The organism is Gemmatimonas sp., from assembly GCF_036405635.1.
GTDB lineage: Bacteria > Gemmatimonadota > Gemmatimonadetes > Gemmatimonadales > Gemmatimonadaceae > Gemmatimonas.
On record NZ_DASWXE010000124.1, the window covers coordinates 1 to 9,073 of the forward strand.

Genomic DNA, 9,073 nt, shown 5'->3' on the forward strand with positions numbered 1-9,073 from the left:
CTTTACGGCCACGCCGGGCGAACGGGATGTGCCGGTCGAGGTGTCGTTGCCAGCGCCGCGTCGTGGAAGCGTGGTGTTCACCAACACCTTCGGTGAATTCGAAACACGGCTCGCGCTGTGGCAGCACATCAAGGATGACAACCTCACGGTGCAGGCCGCGAGCGGCTGGATGGGCGACCGTTTTGCGCTGGTGCGCACGCCCGAAGGTGATGCCCTGGTGTGGGCCACAGTGTGGGAATCCCCCATGGATGCCGCCGACTTTCTCGATGTGATGGGGGACGCCGCGCGCCGCCGCTACGAGCGCGGCAAGACGCCCATCGAGCCTGGTGCATCCACACGACGCGTGGATGCCCCCGCGACGCCCAAGCGCGCCGCGCGCACGGTCACCATGCAATTGGAACAGCTGGGCGGCCGGCCCGTAGTGATCTTCATGGACTTCCCTGCTGGCAGTGCAGCGCCGATCGATCCGGCACGCGTTACGGTCGGCCGCTGACCTCCCGCATGACGTGACCACTCCGACGATCTCCGGCCAGGAGCTCCCGGCAGCGCTGCGTATCACGCCCGATGATGAAGTCCGGCGTGTCCGCCTGATCCAGATGAAGCGCGTCGCCACCACCATGTTGGTGGTGGTGGCGCTGATCTTTGTGGCCGCGCGCGTGTTTGAAGCGCGCTATCCGTGGCTTGGCTTCGTGCGTGCGTTTGCCGAAGCTGCCATGGTGGGCGGCATCGCCGACTGGTTTGCCGTGACGGCACTGTTCCGTCATCCGCTCGGTATCCCGATTCCGCACACGGCCATCGTGCCGTCGCGCAAGGATCGCATCGGCACGGCACTCGGCAACTTTGTGCAGCGCAACTTCCTCACGCGGGAAGTGGTGGCCGAAAAGCTGGCGGCCATGCGTCTCGGTGAACGCGCCGCAGAGTGGTTGTCGCGGCCGGAGAACAGCCGGCGACTGGCGCGGGCGGCGGCGCATGGATTGTCAGGCGCCGCGAATGTCATGCGCGACGAAGACATCCAGTCGCTGGTCGATCGTGGCATCGTGGCGCGCCTGCGGCGCATGCAGGCCGCACCGCTGGCGGCCAAGGCCTTCGAACTACTCACCGCGGACGGTCGTCATCAGGCGCTCCTGGACGATGCGCTGCGTCTCGCCGCGCGTTTCCTCGACGAAAACGAGACGATGATCCGCGAGCGGATCAAGCAGGAAAGCCCGTGGTGGGTGCCTGGCGCCGTGGAGAGTCGCCTGGGCGACAAGATCGTCACCGGTGTGGAGAAGACGCTCGTGGCGGTCGCTGCCGATCCCTCACACCCACTGCGCAAGCGCTACGACGAAGCGGTGGACCGGTTCGTCGCGAACCTGCGTGAGAACCCCGATACGATCGCGCGCACCGAACAGATCAAGCTCGACCTGCTCAACCACCCCGGCGTCGCCGAGTTCTCGCGCGAGGTCTGGTCGGATGTGAAGGAGCGTATCGCGTCGTACGCCGAACGTCTGGCCGATGAAGCCGAGCAGGAGCCGGACCAGCTCGAGCGTTGGCTGTCAGGGCTCGGCCAGAAGGTGCTCCAGGATCCCGTGCTGGCCACCAAGGTGAATGGCTGGATCGTGGAGCTGGTGACCTACTCGGTGGAGCAGGCGCGCGAAGAAGTGGCGCGCCTCATTGCCTCGACGGTTGCCGCGTGGGACGCCGACGCCACGTCCCGCAAAATCGAACTACAGATCGGACGCGACCTGCAGTTCATCCGCATCAACGGCACGATTGTGGGTGGCCTGGTGGGGCTCCTGCTGTACTCGATCGGACTGCTGCTGTAGGCCTTCGTGGATCGGCGGCGCGTCCGCCGGATGCTCGTCGGGATGCGGCAACAGTGCGAGGTGCAGCACTTCGTCCATCGCGTTGGCGAAAGTGAAGGCCATCTTGTTGCGCACTTCCTGCGGCACGTCGCGTACATCCTTCTCGTTGCCCTTGGGCAGGATGACTTCCCGCAGGCCGGCGCGATACGCCGCCAATACCTTTTCCTTCACGCCGCCGATCTCCAGCACACGCCCACGCAACGTCACTTCGCCGGTGAGCGCGAGATCGCGCCGCACGGGGCGGCGTGAGAGCGCACTGGCCAACGCCAGCGTCACCGCGATGCCGGCCGATGGACCATCCTTGGGGATGGAGCCGGCGGGGAAGTGCAGGTGCAGGTCGGACTCGAGAAACTCGACCTCCTCGATGCCCAGCGTGGCCGCACGCGAGCGCACGAACGAATACGCCGCGTCCACCGACTCACGCATCACGTCGCCCAGCTGACCCGTGACAGTGAGCTTGCCATTGCCCGGCATGCGCAGCGCCTCGATGGTCATCAGTTCACCACCCGTGCTGGTCCAGGCGAGTCCGGTCACGGCGCCGATCTCCGGCTCCTTCTCGGCTTCTTCCATGGGGAACCGCGGTGCACCCAGAATCTCTTCGGTGCGCGCGGCGCTGATTTCCCACGAGCTATCATCACCATCGGCTTTCGCACGCGCACGCTTGCGCATGATGGACGCGATGGACCGCTCGAAGGTGCGCAGGCCCGCCTCCCGCGAGTAGCGGCTGGTGATGAATCCCAGCACGCTTTCGGGGATATGCAGGTCGGAGTCCGTGAGCCCGTGGTCTTCGAGCAGCCGCGGAATGAGATAGCGCTGCGCGATTTCCACCTTCTCCTCGATCGTGTAGCCCGCAATGCGGATCACTTCCATGCGATCGCGCAGAGGGCCGGGAATGTCGAAGAGATTGTTGGCCGTGCAGATGAACAACGTGCTCGACAGGTCGAACGGCAGGTTGAGGTAGTGGTCGACAAACGTCGTGTTCTGCGACGGGTCGAGCACTTCCAGCATCGCGGCCGTGGGATCACCGCCCGATCCACCTGACGACATCTTGTCGATCTCGTCGATCATGATCACGGGATCACGCACTTCCACGCGGCGCAGTGCCTGGATGAGCATACCCGGCATCGCACCCACATACGTGCGGCGATGGCCACGAATCTCGGCCTCATCACGCACACCACCCACCGAGATGCGATAGAACGCCCGGTCGATGCTCTTGGCGATGGCCTCGCCCAGTGAGGTCTTGCCGGTACCCGGCGGTCCCACGAAGCAGAGAATGGGGCCGGTGGGATCACCACCGCGCAGCTTGCGCACCGCCAGGTACTCGATGATGCGCTCCTTCGCTTCGTCGAGACCGTAGTGCCGCTCGCCGAGTGCCTCTTCGACCTTGCTGAGAGCGATCTGCTGATCGTTCGCGCTGCGGGTGTGCCAGGGCAGCGCGAGCACCCAGTCGAGATAGGTGCGCAGCACCTGATACTCGCTCGACGCCGGGGAGAGCATGCGCAGGCGTTCTGTTTCGCGACGGGCTTCAGCGGCGACCTTCTCGGGCAGCTTGGCCTCTTCGATGCGACGCAGCAGATCGATCGATTCTTTCTCATTCGGATCGGCCTCGCCCAGCTCCGACTGAATGGCTCGCAGCTGCTGACGGAGATAGAACTCGCGCTGGTGTTGCTCGATCTTGATCTCGGTCTGCTTCTTCACGTCCTCCATGACGCGCGCACGCGCCACTTCACGCTCGAGACGCGAGAGGATGAACCGGATGCGCTGACCGATATCGAGGCGCTGCAGCACCTCCTCCTTGTCGGCGATGCGCAGGTTCATGTTGGTCGCCGCCAGGTCTGCAAAACGCCCCGGGTCGGAGACGTTCATCTTGAGGATCTGCGGCACCTCGTTCGGGATGCGATCGACCAACTCGGCCAGCGTTTCGGCGGCCGCCACTGTGCGCGCGACCAGCTCATCGAGTTCGGCCGCTTCCGGCGGCGTCTCCTTGGCGCCCTGAATGCGGGCGATGGAAAACGGCGTCACCTGATCGATGGCGTCGATGGTGATGCGACGCAGTCCCTGCAGCGTGATCTGCACTGTATCGCCGGGCAGATTGATGCGCTCATGCACGCGGGCGGCCACACCGACCCGGCCGACGAACCGTTCCGGCTCGATCGCGTCATCGCTGTCGCCGGACGCCACGACCAGCGCCACCACGAGGCCCGATTCTTCATGGGCGCGCAGCAGCGCCAGGTTTTCGGGAGCGCCCATCTGCACCGCGATCGTGCCCAGCGGGTAGACGATCGTGGAGCGCAACGCCATCAGGGGTAGCGTCGGCGGGAGTTCAGCGCGAAGGATTTCTTCCTTCCGCTGACCGCGGGGCATCTGAATGGAGGGGAAGCGCGACGAGGGTCGGGACACGAGGCTGACCGGAGGAGTGACACTGCGAACCAGCTTGGCCAATCTAGGCCGGAGGCTGGGAGCGGCAACGCGTGATTCCGACGCAAGATGCGCTTTGGGCGGCCCATTTCGTCACCCCCATGGCCCACGCTCTGTGACCCTCGCAGTACAAGGTGGGAGGCTGGGGTGGTAGCTTTCCGGCATGTTCGACGAGCTCACAGACAAACTCGGCAATGTCTTCGCCAAGCTTCGCGGCCGTGGCGTACTGACCGAGTCCGATATCAAAGACGGGATGCGCGAGGTCCGCCGCGTCCTGCTCGAAGCCGACGTCAACTTTGCGCTGACCCGCGAGTTCCTGGAACGCGTGGAGAAGCAGGCGGTTGGCGTCCTGCAGCTCAAGCAGGTCCAGCCGGCGCAGCAGCTCGTCAAGATCGTGCACGACGAGCTCACGACCATGCTGGGCGAGCGGCGCGAGGGGCTCAAGATGAGCTCGGTGCCGCCGACCGTCGTCATGATGGTCGGCCTGCAGGGCTCGGGCAAAACCACCACGGCCGGCAAGCTGGCGCGCAAGCTCAAGCTCGAGGCGAAGAGCACGCGACTGGTGGCGGCCGACGTATATCGCCCCGCCGCCATCGATCAGCTCGAGACGCTCGGCAAGGCGCTCGACGTGCCCGTCTACGCGGATCGCACCACGCAGGATGTGGTGAAGATCGCCAAGGCCGGTATCGAGCAGGGCGTGCGCAATCGCGATCGTGTGGTGATTGTCGACACCGCCGGCCGTCTGCAGATCGATGCAGACATGATGGACGAGCTCAAGCGCCTCAAGGCGGCCATCAAGCCCGACGAAATCCTGTTCGTGGCCGACGGCATGACCGGCCAGGAAGCGGTAAAGATCGCGCAGGGCTTCAACGAAGCGCTCGACATCACCGGCGTGATTCTCACGAAGCTCGATGGTGATGCGCGCGGTGGCGCGGCGCTCTCGATCTACGGTGTGCTCAAGAAGCCCATCAAGTACATCGGTGTGGGCGAAAAGCCGGACGCACTCGAGGAGTTCCATCCCGAGCGCATGGCGGGCCGCATTCTGCAGATGGGCGACGTGGTCTCGCTCGTCGAAAAGGCGCAGGAGGCGTTTGACGCCACCGAAGCCAAGAAGCTCGAGAAGAAGGTCCGCAAGGAAGGCATGGACCTCGAGGACTTCCTCTCGGCCATGCGCCAGATGCAGAAGCTGGGCCCCTTCGAGAACCTCCTCAAGCTGCTGCCGGGTGTGAACCCGAAGATGCTGAAGGATGTGAAGATGGATCCCAAGCGCATGAAGCACATCGAGGCCATCGTGCTGTCCATGACGCCGCAGGAGCGCAGGAAGCCGGAACTGATCAACGGCTCGCGTCGTGCACGTATCGCGAAGGGCAGCGGGCGCTCGGTGAGCGATGTGAATCGCCTGCTCGAGCAGTTCCGCGAAATGCAGAAGATGATGAAGAAGATGAGCGGTGGCGCCGGCGGAAAGGGCGGCGGCATGCCGCGCATGCCATTCGGCGGCGGCGGGATGTTCGGACTCCGCTGATCGCTTCGGCGATCGCGGAGCCCGCATCCTTCATTGAACTCGTGGTCTCAGCCTTCTGCTGAGACCACCGTATCCAGACCTGGCCACGCGGACAGGTTGTACACCACCAGCGTGCGCAGGTAATGACGTCCCGCGTCGCCGTGGTTAGCCAGCACGGCCTCAGCGCCGCGCACGACCGCTTCGGCGGCGGCGTACGGTGCCTCGAGGTCCTCGGGGATCACGCCGTTTTCGTGTGACACGCCCATGGTGTCCAGAAAGGTGATCTGGTACTGCGGCTCGAGGTCTACATAAAGCAGCTGCAGCAACTCGAGTTCGTCCTGCGGGGTGAGCGCACCCAATCGCAGGCTTTCCTTGGCAATGCGATCCGCGGGCCACGAGATCAGTGTGGCTGCGCGGAAACCACCGCCCTTGGCGGCGATGCGCTGAGCGTACAGCGCCTTGGCGCCTTTGTGCTTGACGAGCGCTTCCTGCACGAGCGACAACCGACGCTCGGCGCTCAGGGACTTGAAGGGAGAAGGGATCTTGGCCATGCGACAAAACTAACGGCCGGCCCCCCGAAGGAAGGACCGGCCGTCAACGATTCCTGCCTGCCCTGTATGCGTCAGGGCTTCGACGGCATCTCCCAGCCCGCTTCGGCCAGACGCGCCGCCACGCGCTGGGCGATCGAGTCGGCCAGATCTTCGCTGGAGAGCTGCGGGGTCGCATTCCGCGCCATGGGCGGCGGGCCAGCCGGAACGCCCGAGAGACGACGCGCGGCGAGCAAGTCGGCCGCTTCCTGGGAGTCGATGCTGGTGGCGATCTCCTTGAGGATGCCGATGTTCAGATCATAGACGAGGCCGTGCAGCAGCGGACGGCGTCCCTTGGCCCAGGCGTTCTGGATGACCGGCGTTTCGGACAGATGGTACAGCTGTTCGAGCACATTGAGTTCCACAACACGATCAAAGCGCGCCTGATCGTCGATGATGCCTTCGAGTTCCGGCTGGTTCCACCGCACGACGTTGCGAATGGGCTGGAGCCAATGATCGACGAGGCCATGTTGCTCGCTGCTCATGGCGGCCTTCACGCCGCCACACCCGTAATGACCCGTGACGATGATGTGCTTCACGTCGAGCACCTCGACGGCGTATTGCAGCACGCTCATCGCATTCAGGTCGCTCGGCACGACCAGGTTCGCGATGTTGCGATGCACGAACAGGTCACCCGGCACTGTGCCCGTCACGACATTCGCCGGCACCCGGCTGTCAGAGCAGCCGATGTACAGAAACAACGGTTCCTGCTTCTTCGCATGACGCGCGAAGTAGTCGGGGTCAGCCGCCACCACGGCAGCAGCCCACTCACGGTTGTTCTGGATGATCTTGCGGAAGTTATCCATGGGCGGGACTCGTGAATTGTCAGTGCGCGGGAGTCAGGCCGACTTCGGGAATTCCCACGAGCCGGTAGTCGATGTTGCGGGAGCGAGCAGTCTCACGGAAGGCGAGGATCACTTCGAGTGCGTCATAGTCGAAGCGCGCCGTGCGACGTCCGTCGATTTCCACGCGGCAGCAATCGGGCAATTCCTCGAGCTCACGGGCGATGCTCGCCTTGCTCAGGAACGTCACCTGGTCGGGCAGCACGTAGCGCGTGAGAATGGCACCCGGCGGGCTGACGCGAATGAGTCCCGGGCGGCGCATGTGTTCCGCGATGATGAACGCAATGCCAACCACGAGACCAACGCCGATGCCGCGCAGCAGATCCGTGAACAGAATCGCCACGATGGTCACGGCAAACGGGATGAAGTGCGACAGGCCCAGACGCCAGGCCGACTTCCACAAGGCGGGCGTGGTGAGCTTGAAGCCCGTCACCAGCAGCACCGCCGCCAGCGCGGAAAGCGGAATCAGGTTGAGAATGCGCGCGAGCAGCAGGACCGCCACGATGAGCAGGCCACCGTGCACAATGGCGGACAATCTCGTACGGGCGCCCGCGTCCACATTGGCCGAACTGCGAACGATCACGCCGGTCACCGGCAGACCGCCAAGAAAGCCGGAGACAACGTTGCCCAGACCCTGCGCCAGGAGCTCACGGTTGGCCGGTGCATCGCGCTTTTCCGGGTCGAGCTTGTTGGTGGCTTCAAGACTCAGCAACGATTCCAGGCTCGCGACGATACCGATCGTTGCGGCGAGAATCCACACCTGCTGATTGGCTAGTGCGCCCCAGTCCGGTCGAGCAAGCTGGCTCCAGACTCCCTCGGCGCCGGTGGTTGGCAGTGCGACAAGGTGTGTGTCGCGAATGGCGTATTCCGGGGCGACCGTCAGCAAGAGCTGATTGAGTCCCACGCCGATGACCACGGCCGCCAGCGGTGCGGGAAACAACTTGATGCGGGCCATCGGCGTCTTGGGCCAGATGACCATCAATGCGATGCCGATGAGCGCTGCGGCGATGGCGCCCGGCTGCACCTGCTGCATGGCATTGCCGATGGCGCCAAACGTGTTCTCACCGGAAGGACTCACGAATGAAAAGTCGCCTTCGTAGTCGGCATCGTAGCCGACCGCATGCGGGATCTGCTTGAGGATCAGCGTGAGGCCGATCGCGGCGAGCATGCCCTTGATGACGGATGCGGGGAAGTAGTACCCGATCACGCCGGCACGTGCGGCACCAAGGCCGAGCTGCAAGGCACCGCCGAGAATCACGGCCGGCAGGAACTGCGGAAAGCCGCCGACCTGCGAGATGCCTGTGACCACGATCGCGGTGAGACCGGCGGCGGGGCCACTCACCATCAACTGTGAACCGGACGCCGCACCCACCACGATACCGCCGACGATGCCGGCCACTACACCGGACAGCAGCGGCGCGCCCGACGCGAGCGCAACGCCGAGGCAGAGCGGTAGCGCGACGAGGAATACAACTACGGAAGCGGGAATGTCATTTCGCCACTCGTCAAAGAAACCACGAGGTGCGATGGCGCTTGGGCTTGCGGGGCCTACGGAGGACTCGGGTACACCGTCAGGTGCGCGGGAGATGGCCGGCATGCGGGAGTTGGCCTGGGGAGGGGAGCAGCCGAAGCGGAGGGCGGGGAAATATATCCCTTTGGGGGAATGGCGCTTCAGCGAACCTATCAAAACGCCGAAGTGCGAGCCAAGTTCCGCGAAAGACCCACCTCAATCCCACCAAAGATGCTGAGACTCCTCGCTCTCCTGCCTGCGATGGTGTTCTTCGCGGCGTGCCAGTCCGAACCGGCCTACGATGTGGTCATACGTAATGGTACGGTATTCGATGGCTCAGGCGATGCACCGATCACCGGAGATGTGGC

The 9,073-nt window shown here is 64.4% G+C and carries 5 protein-coding genes and 2 pseudogenes; 3 read left to right on the plus strand and 4 right to left on the minus strand.

Annotation, left to right across the window (positions count from 1 at the left end; genetic code table 11):
* Together VGE27_RS10780 and VGE27_RS10785 are read left to right on the plus strand one after the other, a co-directional pair.
* Positions 1 to 493: pseudogene (locus VGE27_RS10780) on the plus strand (hypothetical protein); the annotation flags it as partial.
* Positions 494 to 506: 13 nt separating this feature from the next.
* A complete protein-coding gene (locus VGE27_RS10785) occupies positions 507 to 1,805 on the plus strand; it encodes a DUF445 domain-containing protein (RefSeq protein WP_331049657.1) in 1,299 nt (432 codons plus the stop codon).
* Here the strand turns inward: VGE27_RS10785 and lon are convergent.
* Positions 1,707 to 4,247 (minus strand): endopeptidase La, encoded by a 2,541-nt coding sequence (lon, locus tag VGE27_RS10790; protein WP_331049658.1) that lies wholly within the window; start codon positions 4,245 to 4,247, stop codon positions 1,707 to 1,709. The two genes, VGE27_RS10785 and lon, sit on opposite strands and share 99 nt — an antisense overlap.
* Before the next feature lie 181 nt (positions 4,248 to 4,428).
* Here lon and ffh point away from each other — a divergent pair, with 181 nt between their 5' ends.
* Positions 4,429 to 5,787: a signal recognition particle protein gene (gene ffh / locus VGE27_RS10795; protein WP_331049659.1), complete on the plus strand. Its 1,359-nt coding sequence runs from the start codon at positions 4,429 to 4,431 to the stop codon at positions 5,785 to 5,787.
* Positions 5,788 to 5,834: 47 nt separating this feature from the next.
* On the opposite strand, the gene VGE27_RS10800 is transcribed toward ffh, so the two are convergent.
* From VGE27_RS10800 to VGE27_RS10810, 3 genes and pseudogenes are all read right to left on the minus strand, one after another.
* Positions 5,835 to 6,317, minus strand: coding sequence for a hypothetical protein (locus VGE27_RS10800; RefSeq protein WP_331049660.1), 483 nt, complete (start codon positions 6,315 to 6,317; stop codon positions 5,835 to 5,837).
* A gap of 266 nt (positions 6,318 to 6,583) precedes the next feature.
* Positions 6,584 to 7,159, minus strand: a pseudogene (locus VGE27_RS10805) (carbonic anhydrase); the annotation flags it as partial.
* A 19-nt stretch (positions 7,160 to 7,178) separates the two neighbouring features.
* Positions 7,179 to 8,792, minus strand: a complete 1,614-nt coding sequence (locus VGE27_RS10810) for a SulP family inorganic anion transporter (protein ID WP_331049662.1) — start codon at positions 8,790 to 8,792, stop codon at positions 7,179 to 7,181.
* Positions 8,793 to 9,073 lie beyond the last annotated feature (281 nt).